The 17,316-nt window shown below is 52.0% G+C and carries 16 protein-coding genes; 15 read left to right on the forward strand and 1 reads right to left on the reverse strand.

The genetic code is table 11. The features are described 5' to 3' along the window. The first annotated feature begins 18 nt into the window (after positions 1 to 18). From GSVR_RS01440 to truA, 15 genes are all read left to right on the forward strand, one after another. Entirely contained in the window at positions 19 to 894 is an 876-nt protein-coding gene (locus GSVR_RS01440) for an alpha-1,2-fucosyltransferase (RefSeq protein ID WP_173201942.1), read from the forward strand. Positions 895 to 924: 30 nt separating this feature from the next. Continuing rightward, a complete protein-coding gene (locus GSVR_RS01445) occupies positions 925 to 1,842 on the forward strand; it encodes a glycosyltransferase family 2 protein (protein WP_173201941.1) in 918 nt (305 codons plus the stop codon). 136 nt (positions 1,843 to 1,978) lie between these two features. Continuing rightward, positions 1,979 to 3,121: a glycosyltransferase family 1 protein gene (locus GSVR_RS01450; RefSeq protein WP_173201940.1), complete on the forward strand. Its 1,143-nt coding sequence runs from the start codon at positions 1,979 to 1,981 to the stop codon at positions 3,119 to 3,121. After that, a complete protein-coding gene (locus GSVR_RS01455; RefSeq protein ID WP_203978759.1) occupies positions 3,036 to 4,517 on the forward strand; it encodes an oligosaccharide repeat unit polymerase in 1,482 nt (493 codons plus the stop codon). Before GSVR_RS01450 ends, GSVR_RS01455 begins: the two co-directional genes overlap by 86 nt. A 54-nt stretch (positions 4,518 to 4,571) precedes the next feature. Then, positions 4,572 to 5,756 (forward strand): glycosyltransferase family 9 protein, encoded by a 1,185-nt coding sequence (locus tag GSVR_RS01460; RefSeq protein WP_173201938.1) that lies wholly within the window; start codon positions 4,572 to 4,574, stop codon positions 5,754 to 5,756. A gap of 116 nt (positions 5,757 to 5,872) precedes the next feature. Further along, positions 5,873 to 6,880: a glycosyltransferase family 4 protein gene (locus GSVR_RS01465; RefSeq protein ID WP_173201937.1), complete on the forward strand. Its 1,008-nt coding sequence runs from the start codon at positions 5,873 to 5,875 to the stop codon at positions 6,878 to 6,880. Continuing rightward, entirely contained in the window at positions 6,877 to 7,950 is a 1,074-nt protein-coding gene (locus GSVR_RS01470; RefSeq protein ID WP_203978761.1) for a glycosyltransferase family 1 protein, read from the forward strand. Before GSVR_RS01465 ends, GSVR_RS01470 begins: the two co-directional genes overlap by 4 nt. Further along, the gene (locus GSVR_RS01475; RefSeq protein WP_173201935.1) at positions 7,947 to 9,188 is read left to right on the forward strand and encodes a glycosyltransferase family 4 protein; all 1,242 of its coding nucleotides are present in this window, start codon (positions 7,947 to 7,949) and stop codon (positions 9,186 to 9,188) included. The genes GSVR_RS01470 and GSVR_RS01475 overlap by 4 nt, the downstream gene beginning before the upstream one ends. Beyond that, positions 9,185 to 10,153, forward strand: a complete 969-nt coding sequence (locus GSVR_RS01480) for an NAD-dependent epimerase/dehydratase family protein (RefSeq protein WP_173201934.1) — start codon at positions 9,185 to 9,187, stop codon at positions 10,151 to 10,153. Before GSVR_RS01475 ends, GSVR_RS01480 begins: the two co-directional genes overlap by 4 nt. Continuing rightward, positions 10,150 to 10,710: a sugar transferase gene (locus GSVR_RS01485; RefSeq protein WP_173201933.1), complete on the forward strand. Its 561-nt coding sequence runs from the start codon at positions 10,150 to 10,152 to the stop codon at positions 10,708 to 10,710. The genes GSVR_RS01480 and GSVR_RS01485 overlap by 4 nt, the downstream gene beginning before the upstream one ends. A 313-nt stretch (positions 10,711 to 11,023) precedes the next feature. Beyond that, positions 11,024 to 12,949 (forward strand): nucleoside-diphosphate sugar epimerase/dehydratase, encoded by a 1,926-nt coding sequence (locus GSVR_RS01490; RefSeq protein WP_173201932.1) that lies wholly within the window; start codon positions 11,024 to 11,026, stop codon positions 12,947 to 12,949. A gap of 78 nt (positions 12,950 to 13,027) precedes the next feature. Then, positions 13,028 to 14,647, forward strand: a complete 1,620-nt coding sequence (locus tag GSVR_RS01495; protein WP_173201931.1) for a capsule assembly Wzi family protein — start codon at positions 13,028 to 13,030, stop codon at positions 14,645 to 14,647. Between the two features lie 171 nt (positions 14,648 to 14,818). Further along, on the forward strand, positions 14,819 to 15,064 hold the full coding sequence (locus GSVR_RS01500; RefSeq protein ID WP_173201930.1) for a hypothetical protein: 246 nt from the start codon (positions 14,819 to 14,821) through the stop codon (positions 15,062 to 15,064). 81 nt (positions 15,065 to 15,145) lie between these two features. Further along, a complete protein-coding gene (hslO, locus tag GSVR_RS01505) occupies positions 15,146 to 16,036 on the forward strand; it encodes an Hsp33 family molecular chaperone HslO (protein WP_173201929.1) in 891 nt (296 codons plus the stop codon). A 1-nt stretch (position 16,037) separates the two neighbouring features. After that, positions 16,038 to 16,784, forward strand: a complete 747-nt coding sequence (truA, locus tag GSVR_RS01510; RefSeq protein WP_173201928.1) for a tRNA pseudouridine(38-40) synthase TruA — start codon at positions 16,038 to 16,040, stop codon at positions 16,782 to 16,784. 16 nt (positions 16,785 to 16,800) lie between these two features. Here truA and GSVR_RS01515 read toward each other — a convergent pair whose 3' ends face one another. Beyond that, positions 16,801 to 17,313: a TlpA disulfide reductase family protein gene (locus GSVR_RS01515; RefSeq protein WP_173201927.1), complete on the reverse strand. Its 513-nt coding sequence runs from the start codon at positions 17,311 to 17,313 to the stop codon at positions 16,801 to 16,803. Between the last annotated feature and the right edge of the window lie 3 nt (positions 17,314 to 17,316).

Here is a 17,316-nt window from a genome sequence, read left to right on the forward strand (position 1 = left end):
ATGGGGTAGCGATCTTCAATGTTAATCGTATTCGAATGGGGGCGCCTGGGCAATCAGTTGTTTCAGTATGCAGCTATGCGCGTTGCGGATCCCCAAGGTGCAATTTGGGCTGTGGGAATGCCGGACATTCGACAGCTTTTTCTATGTCACCGGTTTTATGAGTGGGGTGATATACGCAGCACAAAAAGATTGGTACGGTTCTGCATTAGAAGGTTAATTGAGCTGGTACGTTGTGGATTGGCTCTTTTGGCTTCCACAAGGATTATCGGATTAATTGCAGAAAATACGGGCGCCGATAATGGAGGAATAGCTGTCCGTAGGGGGTTTCTGAAACAGGTCTATTACGTCCAGTTAGGGTTTTGGCAAAATCAGGCTGTTGTTGATATGGCATCAGATGTTATCCCGCCTATGAACCCGGAATTTGAGACAAAGGCAGCAAATATTGTCGAAGAAATTGGTGTCAGTAAGCGTGATTTGTATTTTGTGCATATAAGGCGGGGGGATTATAACGCATGGCCTTCGAAGGAGCATCCCGCCATAGTGCCGCTGCGCTGGTACGAACAGCAGATCTCCAGGATTAGGGAACTCAATCCTGATGCCTTCTTTTTGGTATTTTCCGATGACTTCTGGTACGTTCACGATTTTTTTTCGGGCAAAGATTGGGCGAGAGTGTGTGGCGAGGGGCACTATATCGACTTTATGTTGATGGCCCAGTGCCATGGGGGTGGGGTTTTGTCCGCCAGCTCATACGCCTGGTGGGCTGCATATTATGCCAGAAGGGAAAATTCAGAGGCATATTTTGTTGCTCCTCTTTATTGGGCGGGGCATCGCTTGGGGAAATGGTATCCGGAATGTATAGAAACCGAATGGATTAATTATCAGCCGGTTTCTTGATATTTTGATTTGACACGGATGGAGTAGGTCATGAGCGGATTTAAACTCAAAACACCTGTTGCCTTCTTGATCTTCAACCGCCCTGATGTGACTCAAAAAGTATTTGAAGAGATCAGGCGGGCACGCCCACCGAAACTCTTGGTTGTGGCAGATGGACCACGCGTGAACAGGCCAGGTGAAGCAGAAAAGTGTCAATCAGTACGAGCGATTATCGATACGGTGGATTGGCCGTGCGAAGTTTTGAAAAATTACTCGGATGTCAATCTTGGCTGTAAACGGCGTGTTTCGAGCGGGCTGGACTGGGTGTTCGAACAGGCCGAAGAAGCTATTATTCTCGAGGATGATTGTCTGCCTCATCCCTCATTTTTTGGATTTTGCGAGGAATTGCTTGAAAAATACAGGGATGATGAGCGGATAGGGATTATAAGTGGCGATAATTTTCTGTTTGGCAGAAGGCGAACAGATAATAGCTACTATTTCTCGCGTTATACGCATATATGGGGATGGGCTTCGTGGCGCCGGACATGGCAAACGTACGATGTCGAAATGAAATCATGGCCACTGGTGAAAAATGGGATGTGGTTGACTGATATTCTGCATGACAAAAAACAGGTCAAATATTGGAGCGATATATTCGAATCAGTTTTTAACGGACAGATTGATACATGGGATTATCAAATTAATTTCAATAATTTTGTACATTCAAGACTTAATATAATGCCTAATCAAAATTTAATATCGAATATCGGATTTGGAGTTGAGGCAACCAGAACTATACAAAAGTGCAAGTGTGCTGAAATGCCTATTTTTGAAATGAAGTTTCCGTTGATACATCCACAGATGATCATACGAGATGCACAAGCAGATAGTATTACAGAAGAAGATCAATTCAGATCCCCCACCGTAGCGACTCGCATCATAAACAAGATTCGACGAATTATTGCATGAACTGTAGCTGTAGGATCTGCGGGTCCATCAGCAATGCCCGTATAACCAGTGCAAAGGTGCTTGAAATGGTATCACGGGAAAAATCACTTTCACATTCAGACTACAAGCGGATCACCTGCGTGGATATCACCAGCCTATGAGAGTCTGTCTCAATGCATTACATTTCGTTCCTGGCAAAATGGGGGGTGTAGAAACCTACCTCAGGGAACTGATACGTACCATGCCATTAGTCGGGGGTGCCGAAGACTCGATCGTTATATATACCAATAGTAAGTACCTTGAAGCATTTTCCACGAATACAATAATACCGATTGAGCATGCCAAGATTTATGAACGGCCAGATCCCCGTTGGTTAGTACGAGCTGTACTGCGTAAAAGCATCGGTATTGATCTCTATGCCACTGCGTTGTCTAAGATCAAGGCGGACATACTACATTATCCATTTACGGTAATGGCCCCTTTGGTTACTAACAAACCGACAGTACTGACATTCTGGGACATGCAGCATGAGTTTTATCCGGAATTCTTTTCCAAAAAAGAAATTGGATACAGGGCTGCAGTTTATAGAAAGTCCGTACAGAAGGCCACGCGCATTATTGTCAGCTCCGCATTCACCAAGCGCTGTCTGACGGAACGTTACGGGGTCGACGCTGCCAAGATCGATGTGGTGTACACGGGGTATGCCCCGGATTTCCAGGTTATGGGAGATGCGGAAGATGTCATCAGGTGCCATGGAGTGGAGCGTCCCTTCATGTACTACCCCGCCGCCACATGGCCTCACAAAAACCACGCGCTATTGCTCGATGCCTTACGATTGCTCATTGACAGGTGGGGCTTCGACGGTATTCTCGTACTGTCAGGCATCAGCATGCAGCAGGACAGCGCGATACTAGAGAGAATCCGGACGCTTGCCCTGGAAAACTACGTGAAGATTCTTGGCTACCTGCCCTATTCAGAACTGCCCTATTTCTACAACGCCGCCCGCCTCATGGTTTTCCCCTCGCTCTTCGAAGGGTTTGGCATACCGCTCGTCGAGGCAATGGCATGTGGCTGTCCTGTGGTTGCCGCGGACTGCACCTCTATCCCCGAGGTAGTGGGCAGTGCCGGTAGGCTTTTCGATCCCGGCTCGGCAGAGGCACTTGCGGAAAACATCTGGAGCCTCTGGAATAATGACACTGAGTTGCAGGCCATGAGTGAAAAAGGTTTACAGAGGGCCGCATGCTTCACGTGGCGGGAAACCGCGCTCGCGACCTTACAGGCCTATCGGAAGTTACTATAGCGAAGCGACTGGAAGCCAGCAGTCCAGGCTCCCTTGTAACTCTGCAGTAAAATTTCGAAGGTGCACGTGCACGAAAGGTGCGCAGCCGATGCTGGAACATATCGCGGGATTATCGTTCATCAGCTATCTAGCGGTTCTGATGTCGCTCATTGCGGTGCAGATGCTTGTTCTCAGGGATAAGATCTGGAACATGTTCGATCCCCTGCTGCTGATCGTACTGAATATATCTCTCAACGCCTCCATTGTTGTTTTTCTCTATCTGAACGGCCAGGCTCAACTTTCATATGCATTATATGTCCTTGCCGGAACGATCCTCTTCTGTCTGGGGGTGAAGACTAAAAGGCTGTCTTTGGGAAAGCGGCCGATTCATGATCCGAAGGCTTCCGGCCTGTCACGTAAGTTCACGATAATACTGCTCTCCATCTCACTGTTCTACCTGGCAATTTCTTCACTCTATATGTTGAGCCAGATAGGGCTTGGTATCCTGACGGGGGATGCCAATCCCGATCTGGTCAAGGTAACACTCACCCAAGATGGTTTGGGCGCTTTCAAGCATATCGGCGCTGCAGGTGACTTACTGTTTTTGCCCTTGGTTGCCTATGCCTTTTTTTCTCTGAGAATACGAAGGTTTTCATTGTTCTGCCTGTTCTGCTACGCGGTTCGGATGATTCTTTTTCCCCTCAGCAAGTCGGGTCTTGTATTTGCCATCTTTGACCTGGGCATCATCATGCATTTTTATAAATACCACTTCAGCAGCACCATCATCTCCGTCAAAAAGGTGCTCCTTATCGGGCTGGCCGGAATCATCCCGGCAGCGATCGTGCTGTTTAACGTGACGTCGAAATATGAGTCTACCATCCTGTCTCTGGTGATCGAGAGACTCATAGTGACCGGCTTCGGCACCTATCAGTATTTCATCAGCGGTGGGAAGGAATTTCTCGACAGCATGGTCTTCGGAGAAAGATTGCTGCACTATTTCGATACCCTGCTGTCCTCTCTGAGGATCAAGCCGTGGGAGGAGATGAGCCACGTTGCCAAGATGACGTATCACATTACCGGCAACTATCTGCCAGGCTTCGGGGCCAATCCGTATATCTTTATGGATGGCCATTTTCTCTTCGGCTGGGGAGGGGGGCTGTACTGTTATCTCATTGGGGTCGCCATCGCCTGGTCCCGGCGGCAGCAGACAAACTTTCTGATCTTTTACCTGGCGGTCAAGTTGAGCGCATACCTGGTGGCGGACCCCGCCATACTGCAGGCACAACTCATTGCGCTCCTACTGTATGTGCCTCCTGTATTGCTGCTCTATGCAGGGGCGAAATGTACAAACCGCAGCACCCACCTCAATCTTCGCAGGGTCCATTGTGCCCCCGGTCACGTATATGAAAAGGCTTAGGCTCACCTTCGCACAATGCGACAGGACGAGTAAAACACCATGGAGTCATTTGTAATGGCTCGCGTAAAGCAAAGAGCAAAGAGCCCATTATGCGGCAGGTATTTAATACACAACATATTTCTAATTACATTGATACGGTCTATTGACTTTGTCTTGAATATTTTTTGTTACAAAAAAAAATCATCAGACTTTAATACTCCTAAGTCTATTTTATTTTCAAACATTGCCCACATGGGCGACGTATTAATAGCAACATCTGTATTACCAGTTATAAAAAAAGCATTTCCTGATATAAAAATTGGTTTTTTGGCTGGCTCATGGTCAGCACAAATAGTTAATAAACATCCGATGGTGGATAAAGTACATATAGTGGATCATTGGAGACTCAATAGATCGAATAAAAATATTATAACCAAGCTACGTCATTATCTCAGGACACGAAGTAATGCATTAAATGAAATCAAGCAAGAGCGTTATGATATAAGCATTGATCTCTATTATTTTTTTCCAAATACCATACTAATGTTATATCTAAGTGGTATTCCTGTGCGCATTGGATATACCAGTGCAGGATTTGGTGCACTACTCACACATGCAAACGAGTGGTATGAAAATAAGAGTCATGTCTTGGAATATCATAGAGACTTATTGAAACAGCTAAAACTTGATAATGATACTCTTATGGTTATGCAACCTTCAGTATCTCGACAACCGGATATTCAAATACCATTCGCTGATACTTGCTTACAAAATAAAAATTATATCATCATACATATTGGTGCTGGAGCAGCATTCAAAGAGTGGCCGGATAAGTATTGGATAACACTATTAACCTTACTTGAAAGAGACGGTGTACAGCTATGCTTTACCGGTACGGGCTTATCTGAATTCAATAAGATAGAAACAATTATTTCCGGTATCAATGGCTGCGTCAATCTCTGTGATAAGCTGAGTTGGGATGCCTTTGTAGAAGTAGTTGCCGGTGCAAAACTTCTAATTGGTGTTGATTCGTTGGCCGGGCATCTGGCAGCTGCAGTTCATGTGCCTTTTATAGTTATTAAAACCGGCATTACGAGTAATCAATGGAGACCATTTGGGGATGGGGCGGTTTTAACGTATCCCGTATCTTGTGCGCCCTGCTACCTGAAAAACGGATGTGAAAGTATGGGCTGTGTTCGTCTTGTAAAGCCCGAGGACGTCTATTCTGAAATAGAGACTTTTTTGAATTTTAGTGGCTGAATTTTCTCTTCTGACATCTTGGTGATCACATGAGATTCGTATTCATCAACACGGGGACCAAGGAGCAGAACGCCGGCATTATCAGGTGCATCGGTCTGGGATCACAGCTCGCACAGTTGGGTCATGATGTCATAATTCTCATCACTGACAACCCGGAAAACGTTCAGCAGTACGGCAGCCGCTGGAAAGGGATGCGTTTTCTCTACGTAAAGAGCGGACGGCTCATCGAGCAATTGCACAAGTTTCTGCGCCTTGCCTTGCTAGGGGGTGTCGATGTAGTGCACTGCATGGGGGCCGGTTCCTCCATCTTTCTCCCCGCGTTGATCAACAAAAAGCTGTTCGGGAAGAAATTCCAGCTCATTGTCGATTACGAGGACAAGCAGTCGCTGCTGGTGTTGCCGGGCAAGAGACGCCTGCACCTGTTGTATGAGCATCTGAGCTTCCAGTGTGCCGATAAGATTGTCTGTGCCAGTAAAGAACTTACCGGGGAATACCTGGCAAAGAACAGCAACACCTACTATCTGCCGTTTGCTGTCAGTCAATGCCGACCTGTTGGCCCTCCTGAAAGTGCAGGAAATCAGCCGAATGATCCCCTTGAAATCGGATACTTGGGAAGCCTCACCGAGGCCTACAGCGGGCAATTGGATTACCTGTTCCGACTCATGCCACGCCTCAAAAAAAGAGTTGGACCGGCCCGCCTCAATATCGCGGGCTCGGGCCCACTGCGAGAGCACTATCTCAACAAGGCCCTTGAAATGGGGTTACAGGATGATGTGATATTCCGCGGCTTTGTACCTGATTCCCAATTGGATCAGTTTTTTGCCAGCATCGACGTAGTTGTCTGTTATTTCCCTGATCTGCCCATTAACAGGTATCGCTGTCCCAACAAGGTATTCCTCTACTGTTCTTATGGGCTTCCCATAGTCTCCAACAGGGTCGGTGAAGTGGCCAGCCTGCTCGATCACTACGCCAATGCGGTATTTTACGACGATAAGGACGAGGATTCCTGTATTGATGCCACGCGCGCAGCATTACAGCTTCCCAGGGCTGTACCGCCCGAGTTCTATCTCGCTCATGACTGGACTGCAAGGACAGAGCGCTATCTGGAGATCGTGAAAGCATGATAGCAATCAACGGCAAGATATTCACCCAACGTATGAGCGGCCTGGGACGATTCGCCTTCGAGGTGACCCGCCGGTTGCTGGATGCCGGCACGCACATGGTGATCTATACGCCCAACAAGCCCTTGCACGACGACTATCAGTCCCTGGCCAACTGGATACACCGGGACAGCTTCGGGATGCATCCATTTTTATGGGAACTGTTTCGCCTGCCCGTGCTCCTTGGCAAAAGCGGGTGCTCTCTGTTGTGGTCGCCGGCCAATATCGGTCCGATTTTCCCCGGGGTGCCCCATTACCTGACTCTGCACGACCTGACCTTCATTCATGACGCCACATGGATGGATAGACTTCCCAGGCTCCTGTACCGCACGTTGATTCCTCTCATCTGCAAAGGTACCGAATACCTTATAAGCCCAACAGAGGTCATTCGGCAGGAGGTTCTCGCCCATCTGCCTGAAAAGCCTGCCGGACACGTGCTTATGTGCCATCAGGGGGGCGATCACGTGCCGCTCCGTGATTCGTCGCCGCCTGAACAGCCGTTGGACAGTGAGAAATATTTTGTCTTCCTGGGAAACATCGACAGACGAAAGAATCTTGCCCGGATTGTGGATGCTTGGGCTCTCGCCAGAAAAAAGGTCGATCAACCCCTCAAGTTGTACATCATTGGCGCGGTCAAGTTTAAAGGAAACTATAGTATTGACGTTGAAGATGCATCTATAGAGATACGCTCAAACCTCGATGATGCAGCTGTCTTTGCTCTGTTGTCCCAAGCACGGGGGCTTCTGTTTCCCTCCTTGTACGAGGGGTTCGGCTTCCCGATGCTTGAGGCCATGCGTTCCGGCTGCCCCGTGATTACCAGCAACATCGGCGCCATGGCAGAAGTAGCCGGCAGTGCAGCCTTACTGGTTGATCCCCATTCGGCACAAGAAATTGCGACAGCGATTGTAGACCTGTGCCGTTCGGATGAACTGCACGGCAAGCTGGTCGGTATGGGATTCGAAAGACAGAAAACGTTCACGTGGGACCGCACTGCACATTATTATCTCGATCTCTTTTCGCGGGAGTGCCGATGAAAATTCTCTTCGTAACCCCTCGTTTTCCTTACCCACCCCACCGGGGCGACACCAGTGTCCCCTATCACCGCATGCGGCTGTTGAGTCAGCGTCACGAGATCACGCTACTGTCCTTCTATGAAAACGAAGACGAACTATCGGATATTGACGGGCTACGAAGCCTTTGCCGGAGAATCGAAACAGTCAGGCTGCCCAAATGGCGCTCCTATTCCAACATGGTGCTGATGGGGCTTCTTTCCCGAATGCCGCTGCAGGTACTCTATTATCTTTCAGGGAAGTTCAGGACGCGTCTCAACGAGTTGCTCAAGGATGAAGCTTTTGACGTGATCCATGTCTTCATGTTGCGTATCGCGCCTTATTTTTTTGATATTCCGGGTCCGAAGGTCATTGACCTGATCGACTCCATGCAGCTCAATTTCCAGCGTCGCGTTCAACTGGCGCGTTTGCCCAAACGACTGTTGCTACAGGAGGAACTGCGGCGTGTCTCCAGCTACGAACGGAATATAGGGCAACATTTTGATCAGCTCGTTGTGGTTTCCCAAAAAGATGGCGCACACATCCCGTCTGGCAGGGTCAATGTGATCCCTTTAGGAGTGGACACCGACATTTTCTCACCTGAAAAAGACGTACCCCAGTGCCCGGTGATAATTTTTTCCGGGAACATGTTTTACTCTCCCAATATACAGGCGGTGACGTGGTTCGTAGAGTCGTGTTTTCCCCGTATCCAGAGGGTATTGCCGACAGTATCGCTGCTCATCGTAGGCAACAAACCACCTAAGACAATTCTCGATCTGGGGCAAAAGGCCGGCATTACGGTGACCGGCTTTGTGGCGTCCATGCCGGATGCCTTACAGAGATCAAGCGTTTCAGTTACTCCCATGAGGTCGGGTTCCGGCATGCAGTTCAAGATTCTTGAGGCCATGGCGTGTGGTTTGCCGGTGGTTACTACTACTCTTGGCCTGGGGGACATCAAAGCAAGACCCGGTGAGGAGATTTTTGTCAAGGACAGTCCGGAGGAGTTTGCCGATGCAGTCATCCTGCTTCTCAGCACTCCAGAATTGGTCCAGAAAATCGGAGAAAAGGCGCGCCGATTTGTCGTGCAAAATCATAGCTGGGAGAGTGCCGCAGCGAGTGTGGAGCGGGTTTACGAGGATGTGCTGGAAAACAAACGTGGTAGAAGTTTTGAAACGGTACCACGTGCCGCATCACCACTTTTGATCCCAAGGGTTATTAAATGAAGGTATTGGTAACCGGCGCGTCCGGTTTTGTGGGGAGGGCGCTCTGTACAAGAATAGTCCGGGAAGGCCGCACCGTACGCGGTACCGTGCTGGCCTCGGAAGCCCCAGCATCACTTGTTGCCGGGGTGGCCCCCGCTGTTGTCGAACCGCTGGGGGCAGCCACGCCGTGGGGGCACGCTCTTGCAGATATCGATACAATTATCCATCTGGCAGCACGCGTGCACGTCATGCGTGAAAGCTCCTCAAATCCGCTTAAAGCGTTTCGGGCGGTCAACACGGAAGGTACCGAATGTCTCGCCCGCCACGCTGCTACTGCCGGCATTCGCCGTTTTGTTTTTATGAGCACGATCGGGGTACATGGGAGTAATTCAGGAAACCTTCCCTATGCGGAAAGCGACAAGCCTTGTCCGCACAACACCTATTCGGTTTCAAAACTTGAAGCTGAGAACAAGCTTCGAGAGATAGCAGCAGAAACGGGCATGGAGGTGGTCGTCATACGCGCTCCTCTTGTGTATGGCCCGGAAAACCCCGGAAATTTTCTGAATCTTCTCAAGGTGGTGCAGCGCTGCCTTCCGCTTCCGCTGGCTTCAATCAGTAACAAGCGCAGCCTCCTCTACGTAGAAAACCTTGTCGATGCCCTGCTCACCTGCGCCACGCATCCCGCTGCCGCAGGCAAGACCTTCCTGGTGAGTGATGGTGAGGATATCTCCACCCCCGAACTTATCAGGAAGACCGCAGCCGCACTTGGCGTGCCGGCCCGTCTGTTTCCTTTCCCCATGCCCTTGGTGAGGGTTGTGGGCACGCTGTCCGGCAAAAGCGCTGCTGTTAATCGCCTCATTGGTTCGCTTATGGTCGATAGTTCAAAGATTCGCCAGGAACTGGGATGGACACCGCCGTTCATGATGGAAGAAGGGTTACAGGCCACGGCGGAATGGTATCTGAAGACACAGAGGAATGCGTCATGAAGCGGTTCTTCGATATTGTCACATCACTTGCCATTCTGATGCTGTGTGGCGTGCCGATGCTGTTGGTGGCCCTTCTCGTGAAGCTTACGTCCAAAGGGCCCGTGCTCTACTGGTCCGACCGGGTAGGCAGGGAGAATGCCATCTTCAGCATGCCCAAATTTCGCACCATGCGCACGAATACCCCGGCTGTGGCTACCCATCTTCTGGATGACCCTGATCGCTGGCTGACGCCGATCGGAGAATTCCTCCGCAAGACCAGCCTGGACGAGTTGCCGCAGCTCTGGAGCATTCTGGTTGGAGACATGAGCCTTGTAGGTCCCCGGCCGGCGCTCTTCAACCAGGACGATCTGGTAGCGCTGCGGACGGAAAAGGGGGTACACCGACTGGTCCCCGGATTGACGGGATGGGCACAGGTCAATGGCCGTGACGAGTTGCCCATTCCAGTGAAGGTTGAAATGGATGCATTTTATTTGTCTCACCGATCATGTGCCTTCGATCTGCGGATCATCCTTCTGACCTTTTCCAAGGTAGTGCGTAGTGAAGGGGTCAAACATTGACCGCGTGTTTCAGGAACAGCACGATGTAATGCAAAACCCCGCTTCTCCAGGCGGGGTTTTTTATTTGAGCGAGCAGTAAAAATCAGATTTTTTTGCAGCACACACCAGCCGACACGCCGGACGCTGCCGTACAATCCGTCCGCCCTCCACCAAGTCTTATCCCGCCTTGCAGCGCCATTTGCCGGCCTTTCGAAGGCCCCTGATGAAGTGTTCACCCGGGAAGAATTTTCTTGATGGGTTGATTTGCAATTTCACATTAAGGTATTACACTTTCTCAATGGGTAGACACTTCTAATATTCGGACGCTCTTCATATGCTGACGCCTCGCAGGATTAAAGTGTTTCTCTGTGACCTGGTTTTGATCAGCCTTGCGCTCTGCCTCGCCTTCCTGCTCAGGTTCGATTTCAGGTTGGCGCCTGCGGAGCTGGAGTTGCTCAAAGATTGTCTGCTGGTCGTTCTGGTTGTAAAGCCACTGGTTTTCATTACAGTCGGTTTTTATCAGAGTCTGTGGCGTTATGCCTCCCTGCAGGATGGGATCGAAATATTCAAGGGGATCAGTTTTTCGACCATTCTTGCCGTTACTGCGCTGCTATTCCTGCGTCAATTCACCCCCCTGCCCCGCTCAATTTTCGTGCTCGACTGGTTTTTGCTGTTTGCACTGGTTGCCGCAAGCCGGCTTGTCTGGCGCATTTATCGTGAGAGCTGCATAACCGGCAAACCTTGCGGAGGCCAGCGTACACTGATTATCGGCGCCGGAGAGGCCGGAAGTCTGCTGCTGAAAGAGATCCGGCGCCAGCCGCATACATCGTACAATGTCATAGGTTTTGTGGATGATGATCCTGAGAAGAGAGGTATGAAATTGCATGGAGTGCCGGTATTGGGAGTGAGCAGGCAGCTCAGGGCGCTGATTATGGCACATGAGATCGAAGAAGTGATTATCGCCATGCCCTCGGCCAACGGGAAGATTATCAAGCCGATTATCGACTCCTGCAAAAATGCCAACGTGACCTTCAAGACGCTGCCAAGCATCAACGAGTTGATCAATGGAAAGCTGACGGTGTCCCAGATCAAGAACGTGGAGATCCAGGATCTGCTGGGGCGGGCGCCGGTCGTGCTGGACCGCGAGCTTATAGGAGATTACCTGACCGGCAAGCGGGTGGTTGTCACCGGGGCAGCCGGCAGCATAGGCAGCGAAATCTGTCGTCAGGTGGCCGACTTTCAACCGGATAAGCTGATTTTGCTGGAACAGGCGGAAACGCCGCTGTACGAAATCGAAAAAGAGTTGACGCTTCGTTTCCCGGGCCTGCGAGTAGTACCCTTGGTTGCCGACGTGCGGGACCGCGAAAAGATCTTTGAGGCTTTCGAGGAATACGCGCCCGAAGTGGTGTTCCATGCTGCCGCCTACAAGCATGTGCCCATGATGGAGTACAATCCGACCCAGGCCGTATTGAACAATGTTTTTGGCTCCCGCAACATTGCCGATGCGGCACATTATTTCAGAATCCGCAATCTCGTCATGATCTCCACGGACAAAGCGGTAAATCCCACCAACATCATGGGGGCGTCCAAGCGCGCCGCGGAGATCTATATACAGGCCTTGTCGCGCACCAGCAGCACGAAATTCACCACCGTCCGTTTCGGAAATGTGCTGGGCAGCAATGGCAGCGTGATCCCCCTGTTCAAGGAGCAGATCGCCAAGGGGGGGCCGGTTACGGTAACCGACAGGCGCATTATCCGGTATTTCATGACCATCCCCGAGGCAACCCAGCTTGTGCTGCAGGCCGGCAGCATGGGGCGCGGCGGTGAGATCCTGGTGCTCGATATGGGCGAACCGGTCCGTATCGTCGACTTGGCTGAAGAACTCATCAGATTGTCGGGCCTCACCCCCTATGAAGACATCGATATCGTATTTACCGGTCTGCGGCCGGGGGAGAAGCTGTTTGAGGAACTGCTGATCGATGGTGAAGGCATCCTCCCAACGACACATGGCAAGATTCGGGTGCTGACCCCGGTGCAGGTCGAAATGGGACCGGTCAAGGCCGAACTGGAGCTGCTGTACGACGCGTCGCGTAAAAACCGTGTCCATGAACTGATGGCATCGCTGAAGCGTCTGGTCCCCGAATTCAAGCCTGCCTACAGCTTTACCGGCGAGGCCCCGCTCATATTTCAGCGCGTGCGGCCGGATCTGTTTCCTCCCCTTTTGGCCGAAAAGGCAAAAATTCTGCCTCTCAAAAAGTGATGCTCATCTTCTTGTGCAGTCATGCAATGCAACGTGCGCCGTATAATGTTCAGGTATTGCAGTTTGGAGTTGCCGGTAATGAGTCATAGTCGTCCGTTGGTGTACTGCTCGCTCCTGCTCGGTCTTTTGTGCATTGTTCCGGCAGCAGCCCCCGCAGCAGTGCTCTCCTCGACCAACATCCCCCTCGACAGTCCGCTTTACAGCTTCCTCGAAAAATTGGCGGGATTCGGCTTGGTCACGAGCGATGTCAAAGGCATCAAACCCTTCAGCAGGAGTGAAGCGGCTCGTCTGCTGCTGGAAGCTGAACAGCGCATGGCAGAGCGTCCGAACGAGGTTCCTGATTTTGCGAAAGAACTCGCAAAACGGGTTCGCGAACTGATTCCGCGAGAGGCGTTTTTGAAAAATAATCCCGAGGCAAAGCCACCGCTGGCGGATTGCAATCTGATGTCAGCCGCCCGATTGCGATATGTCTACCTTGATGGTGTTCCGCGCAGTTATGAACGCCAGGTACGCGATCCCGGAAATGACGGTGTATTCGGGATAGGATCAGGTCTGCGCCCCAAGAACCCCGATTCCGCAGCGGTTACGCAGCACGGCAGCGAAGGCACGCCGTTGTCGGAGAACAATAACGGGATCGTGTATCACAATGGCAATAACGCCGAATTGCGCTGGGCCGCCGAAGGGTATATCAGCGACAAGGCTGCCGGGCTGGTAGAACCGGTGGCGGTATTTTCAGAGGGAGATAGCGTGGTCAAGCTGAACCGGGGGTATATCAAGCTCGGCGGCGGCTGGCTCGAACTGGAGGCGGGCAAGGATGAAAACTGGTTCGGACTTGGCTACCGCGGCACGGTTACCCTGACTGACAATGCCGAAAATTTTGCCCAGATCAAGGTCTCCAGTCCCGAACCATTCAGCGTAAAGTATATCGGGGCCATGAAATATGCCATGGTGTTTTCCCGCTTCGACAGGACGGTCGTCAACGGGGAGGAGCGCCAGCCCTGGTTTTATGCCCTGAAACTCTCGGTAAAACCTGTCGACAGTTTCGAAATAGGTTTCAATCTGGGCCGGCAGGTCGGCGGTCCGGGAGTCAACAACAGTATCGGGGACAGCATCCGCGGTTTGATTGGGGGGACCGGCGCCGACAATTCCAATGGCCTGGCAGGGTTCGAAGCACGCTACCGCATGTCGTGGCTGCGCAATACGGAGCTGTATGGCGAGTTTTCGGGCGAGGACACGGCCGGTTTCTGGCCGATCGCCGAAAGCTATGTTGCAGGCTTCTATGTTCCCCGCCTGACGGATGATGGTCGTAACGACCTGCGCTTTGAGTTTTTTCAGGGCAACCGAATCTTGTACACGAATGGGACCTTTCCGGAAGGCTACATTTACAGGAACCTGCCCATCGGGCATTCCCAGGGGGGAGCCACCCAGGATTTCTTTACCCGCTACAGCCATTGGTTCAGTACACGAAACAATCTCGCGGTGGAGTACATCTATACCAACCGCGGCATGACCGGTCGGGTTCCGGGGCAGGCAATCGAGCGCAAGCATGCGGGCCGGGTCATCTGGTCGTTGCCCGTGTATGGTGATATCGATGCCCGTTTATCATACGGTGTGGAAAGAGTCTCAAACTTCAACCTCGTTGAAGGCGTTAACCACACGAATCAGCTGGCAATGTTCGAGTTGAGATATCGTTATTAGGTTCTAACCCTATTTGCGGCATGGGGTGGTTGTTCTCGGGTGGGGTTCCCGTGGCAGAACTCGCTGGTGAGGGTGTTTTCCACTGTGAAAGCGCAGGCTTAACATTAATTTTAATCTTGGCATTTCAAATGCAAATCCTTCCTGTAACCAATTTCTTTAGGAGGTAGTACCATGAAAAAAGTTCTCTCCACCCTCGTAGCCGCTCTCGTTGCCGTTTCTTTCTCCGCAGTTGTTTTCGCTGCTGACGCTGCCAAGCCGGCTGCTAAAGACGCTGCTAAGCCTGCTGAAACTGCTGCTCCTGCTGCTGAGAAGAAAGAAGAAGCCAAACCGGCTAAGAAGAAAAAAGCAAAGAAAGCAAAGAAAGCTGCTGAGCCGAAGAAAGAAGAAGCTCCTGCTGCTGCTCCTGCCGCAAAGTAATTCCCCCTTGACGGAATTTGAAAGAAGCCGCATCGTAAGATGCGGCTTTTTTTTATCGTATTGAAAGCAAAAGGTACTGCCATGACTGATCATATTGTACGTGCAGTAAGCACAGCCGGCGGCATTCGCGTGCTGGCCTGCACCGCAGCACAACTGGCCCGTGAAGTGTGCACCCTCCAATCTACTTCCGCCACAGTCAGTATCGCCCTGGGCAGGGGCTTGACCGGTGGTGCGCTGATGGGGGCGCTGCTTAAGCCCGGTCAGCGGGTTGCCCTCAAGTTCGAGGGCAACGGCCCCATGGGCAAGATGATAATCGAGGCGGACAGCGATGGCGCGGTGCGGGGGAGTGTCGGCAACCCGGCTGCGGAAATGGAGCCTCTGAACGGGCGCTGGAACGTGCCCGGGATTCTGGGAAAGGCCGGCTTCCTGACCGTATCCAAAGACCTCGGATTCGGGGGTGAACCGTACCTGGGCACAGTGCAGTTGCGCACCAGTGAGATCGGTGATGACCTGGCCTATTACCTGACCGATTCGGAGCAGGTGCCTTCGGCTGTCGGGCTGGGCGCCACATTGGACGAAACCTGCAAGATCACCGTCTGCGGAGGATTTCTGGTACAGGCCCTCCCCCGGGCTGACAATGAGGAGATCGAACAGATCCTGGCCGGCATTAAAGGCCTGCCGCCGTTATCGTCCATTCTCCAGGAGGGGGGGGCGGAACTGCTCCTGAAGCGGATTTTCGGATCGGTGCCGTACACGCTGCTTGAGACAAGCGACATTTTTTTCCGTTGCAGATGTACCATGGATAAAGTCGAGCGGGCCCTGTTATCGCTGGGGGCGGAAGAGTTGCGCGACATGGCAGCCAAAGAAAACGGCACCGAAGTGACCTGTGAATTCTGCCGGCAGATCTATCGCTTCGATGCACCCGCACTCGAACAGCTGGCCAGCCGTACGTCGTCTTCTTCCTCGGTATAAGATGCGCGCCATCAGGTTGACTATAGAATATGACGGCACCGCCTATGCAGGCTGGCAGATTCAGCCCAACGGGCTGGCCGTACAGCAGGTAATCGAGGGGGCCTTGCAGCAGCTTCTGGGGGAGGCGGTGAGCCTGCGATCCTCAGGGCGTACCGATGCCGGTGTGCATGCCGCCGGCATGGTGGCTGCGTTCGCAACAACAAGGCAATTGCCGCTCATCGCCTTTGTTGAGGGGACCAACCGCTTCCTGCCCCCTGATATAGTCATCCTCGATGCCGCCGAAGTGGCGCCCGGATTCAGGCCGATTGCCGATGCCGTTGCCAAGCATTACCGTTACACGGTGTACAACAGCACCGTCCGCTCGCCCTTGCGACGTTTCATGTCATGGCACGTGCGCGAAAGACTCGATCTGGAGGCCATGCACGCGGCAGCCGCTCATTTTGTCGGCCGTCACGACTTTGCAGCCTTCCGGGCTTCGAACTGTGCGACGAAAACCTCGGTGCGGCGGATCGATGCCGTCGATATTGTCCGGGATGGAGAAACCATTACCATCGATGTGATCGGCGAAGGCTTTTTGAAGAATATGGTCAGGGTGATGGCGGGGACATTGGTGGATATCGGCAAAGGGCGTTTTGCTCCGGAGCATGTGGCCTGGCTGCTTGCCAATCCGGACAGAAAAAAGGCCGGCGTTACAGCGCCGGCCTGTGGTTTGTGTCTGATCAAAGTCACCTATCGTGACGACATCTGAGCCGTTTACCGGCTTGTTATTCCGCCAGCAACTTCTTTATCAACTGCTCCAGCGATTTTCCGATCCCGTCGGAGAACCCCCGGTACATCTCGGCAATCCGCCCCTTTTTATCGATCACGAACATCACCGGCACCGAACGGATGCCGTAATCGGTCTGGATCGCCTCGCTGGACATTGCCAGGGGATAGTTGACGTGATTTGCGGCGGCAAACGCCTTTACAAGCTGCTCACCATCCTCGTCGGCGCTCAGCCCCAGCACTTGAAGCCCCTGCTTTCCAAACTTGCGGTTCAACTCAACCAGGTGCGGTACCGATTCGCGACATGGAACACACCAGGTGGCGAAGAAATCGACAATCAGCACACGGTCGCGGTAGTTTTCAAGCGACACGGTCTGTCCCGACGTGGTTACCACTTTGAAGTTGGGAGCCTGCTGCCCGACCCTCGGTATTGCATGCAGGGGGGCCGGCAACAGGAATGTGCCGACGATCAGCAGCAGGAAGAGTCCGGGGAGGAAGCGGCCGCGTCGCATATG

The sequence above is a fragment of the Geobacter sp. SVR genome, assembly GCF_016865365.1.
Lineage (GTDB): Bacteria > Desulfobacterota > Desulfuromonadia > Geobacterales > Pseudopelobacteraceae > Pelotalea.

Bases quoted from the DNA above. Each gene is read 5' to 3' on its own strand.
- GSVR_RS01440 (WP_173201942.1), top strand. From the start codon at position 19: ATGTTAATCGTATTCGAATGGGGGCGCCTGGGCAATCAGTTGTTTCAG.
- GSVR_RS01445 (WP_173201941.1), top strand. From the start codon at position 925: ATGAGCGGATTTAAACTCAAAACACCTGTTGCCTTCTTGATCTTCAAC.
- GSVR_RS01450 (WP_173201940.1), top strand. From the start codon at position 1,979: ATGAGAGTCTGTCTCAATGCATTACATTTCGTTCCTGGCAAAATGGGG.
- GSVR_RS01460 (WP_173201938.1), top strand. From the start codon at position 4,572: ATGGCTCGCGTAAAGCAAAGAGCAAAGAGCCCATTATGCGGCAGGTAT.
- GSVR_RS01470 (WP_203978761.1), top strand. From the start codon at position 6,877: ATGATAGCAATCAACGGCAAGATATTCACCCAACGTATGAGCGGCCTG.
- GSVR_RS01475 (WP_173201935.1), top strand. From the start codon at position 7,947: ATGAAAATTCTCTTCGTAACCCCTCGTTTTCCTTACCCACCCCACCGG.
- GSVR_RS01480 (WP_173201934.1), top strand. From the start codon at position 9,185: ATGAAGGTATTGGTAACCGGCGCGTCCGGTTTTGTGGGGAGGGCGCTC.
- GSVR_RS01485 (WP_173201933.1), top strand. From the start codon at position 10,150: ATGAAGCGGTTCTTCGATATTGTCACATCACTTGCCATTCTGATGCTG.
- GSVR_RS01490 (WP_173201932.1), top strand. From the start codon at position 11,024: ATGCTGACGCCTCGCAGGATTAAAGTGTTTCTCTGTGACCTGGTTTTG.
- GSVR_RS01495 (WP_173201931.1), top strand. From the start codon at position 13,028: ATGAGTCATAGTCGTCCGTTGGTGTACTGCTCGCTCCTGCTCGGTCTT.
- GSVR_RS01500 (WP_173201930.1), top strand. From the start codon at position 14,819: ATGAAAAAAGTTCTCTCCACCCTCGTAGCCGCTCTCGTTGCCGTTTCT.
- hslO (WP_173201929.1), top strand. From the start codon at position 15,146: ATGACTGATCATATTGTACGTGCAGTAAGCACAGCCGGCGGCATTCGC.
- truA (WP_173201928.1), top strand. From the start codon at position 16,038: ATGCGCGCCATCAGGTTGACTATAGAATATGACGGCACCGCCTATGCA.
- GSVR_RS01515 (WP_173201927.1), bottom strand. From the start codon at position 17,313: ATGCGACGCGGCCGCTTCCTCCCCGGACTCTTCCTGCTGCTGATCGTC.